3 pseudogenes are annotated in these 2,283 nt (G+C 42.8%); all 3 read right to left on the bottom strand.

Annotated features, from left to right (window positions below):
* Positions 1–466: 466 nt before the first annotated feature.
* Positions 467–637 (bottom strand): annotated as a pseudogene (locus tag QUA50_RS29135) (ISKra4-like element ISMiva1 family transposase); the annotation flags it as partial.
* Positions 638–656: 19 nt separating this feature from the next.
* Positions 657–1,832 (bottom strand): annotated as a pseudogene (locus QUA50_RS29130) (ISAs1 family transposase).
* 229 nt (positions 1,833–2,061) lie between these two features.
* Positions 2,062–2,283: pseudogene (locus QUA50_RS29125) on the bottom strand (hypothetical protein); the annotation flags it as partial.

Genomic DNA, 2,283 nt, shown 5'->3' with positions numbered 1-2,283 from the left:
ACTGGTTATTAAATGGGATCGAAAAATCAAAAATAAAGGCAATGCTATTTTATCCGGTTTAGCTGCGTAGCAGCTTACTAAATTTTCTCTCTTTCCCCGTTTTCCTGGTCTTTCACCATAGACTTTTTTTGTATCGGCTCAATAAGTAGGGGTAGCAGTTATTCTAGTTGCCACCGACTTGCCCAAGGGATGAAGAGAAGACTTGGAGCGAATAATAGTAGATAGAGAGGGAATAATTCCAAGTGGAGAAATTCGGTCACGGACATAATTAAAAAAAACTGATTCCCAACTGACGAGTAGTAGCAACAAGAGACATAAAAGTATCCCATGCCTGAGTACCATCAGGGGAACGTATTTTATTCAACACTGTTCATCAGTGGTGAGTATATTTTGAGATAAATTAACCATTATTAGAAGCTACAGACACGCTTTACGCTTTGGGGTGCATCTCACTTTTGCAGATACATCAAGTATAAAGTTGACCATTGAGATAAGCACAGCGAAGAGAAAGGATAGAGGAAACACTCTCGATATTCCACTGCGCTCCCGATAATTTCACCCTGAGTCCAATCCGTTTAATCGTTGATTCCACTGTTCCAGAAGCGATAGAACTTAAAGATTCTTCTTTATCGTATCGCAGGGTAAGAGCATCTCAATCATGCTTGACAAAAGCACTTGAGAATTTGCATCATATAGTCATTGTTCATCGCAGCCCGTTTGATTTTTTGTCGCAGGCTACGCTGGAGAGTGGTTTATTGGTTGACCGCATTAAGGGCAATCCGTTTTACCAGAGCGAAGTTCTGAGGACTGTTTAACGAGCGAATCCGGGATTTATCTTCATTAAAAGTCACATCTAAACTCCAATGCACTTGGTTTTCAATGCTCCAATGTTGACGCATCGCACGACCATTCCGCTTTAGCATCTACTGGTAAAGAACTTAGGTTAAACTGTACTTCGTGAGTGGTTTTGTTCCAGAGATGACGAACTCTTTCGACCATCACAATAGTGCGTAATCCGGCCCATTGCTCTCGCTTGTAAAGTCCTCCTAATTAGGCAACTGATACCGCCCAGACTTTTCGAGTTTTGAGGCGATGATGTCCCTTTTCGGTTCGGGAATCCTAACTCACTTCACGCCCTAGGAAATCCTGAGTTTTTGCAGTCTCAAACCAGTCTTTCACGCTTATTGTAAAGAGTGGGAGGGTTGCTTTTTAGTGCCACGACATAATCGGCTTTTTTCTGACGAATCAGTCGGACTATCTCTGTTTGAGTCCCCATCGCATCAATGGTGATAATCGCCCCGGCAATGTCTAGTAGTTCTAGTAGGGCTGGAATTGCTGTAATTTCATTGGAATGGTCTTCTACTTTGACTTGCCCGAGTACCAAACGCTGTTCGCTCGCCCAAGCTGTCACTAAATGTAAGTTTTTTAAACCTTTCTCTCTATCGTAAGAACCTCGCAAACTTTTGCCATCTATGGGGATAATTTCTTGGAAGACTGAACCCGTAATTTGTTGCAACCCTTGCGATAACTTCTGCTCTAAAACTTTGGGGTCTAGTTTTTCAAACACCCGACGAAATGTATCATCGCTGGGGATACCATTTGGTAACTCTAAAATTTTTTCACGCCCATTGCTGCTTGCTGAGTCCATAATTTTCGATGTCTTCCCACCCCTAGGCACCGGCGATCACAGCTAATATGGTAATGACCAGAATGTCTTTAAGTAAATGTTGTTTTGTTCGCTCTACTCTTGGATCGGGTATGTCATCAAAATAAGTTGAAGGCGCAGTAAGTGTTGCATGGAGAGCGGTTGAGACCTGTCGGGTTTCGGTGATGATTTTGCCTCATTCACAACACGCTCGAATCCTTTCTCCATTGATTTTTCCTCACCATTCGTGACACCGATGAAGCACTATTATAGAACCCATTTGACATCTTTGGTCATAGATAGCTTCAACCATTATACCGAGATCCCAAAGTCAAAGAGAACGGCACTGGTCGCCGATCTAAGTTTACTCGTAGAGTTGCCAAGCTTTTCACGACTCGACTATTGCCGTTCAAGATTCACAAAAATGCCTGAATAAGGAGCACTTTGACAGGGCTAGCAATCAAAACCCCATCGCAAAGAGCCTTGCAAACAGGAAATACATTAGAAGTATTCAGACCGTTGCCCCCAATGATAACGCCTGTGTAACCCAACTCCCGCAACTGCTTAATTAAATTGCCTCCATCAGCGGCCAACCCAGAAATAATGATCAAATCGGGCTTGACATTTATCCCATTAGT

The organism is Microcoleus sp. M2_D5 (assembly GCF_036701935.1).
GTDB lineage: Bacteria > Cyanobacteriota > Cyanobacteriia > Cyanobacteriales > Microcoleaceae > Microcoleus.
Note: the sequence above shows the minus strand (reverse complement) of the source record. Positions and strands in the feature narration are given on the sequence as shown.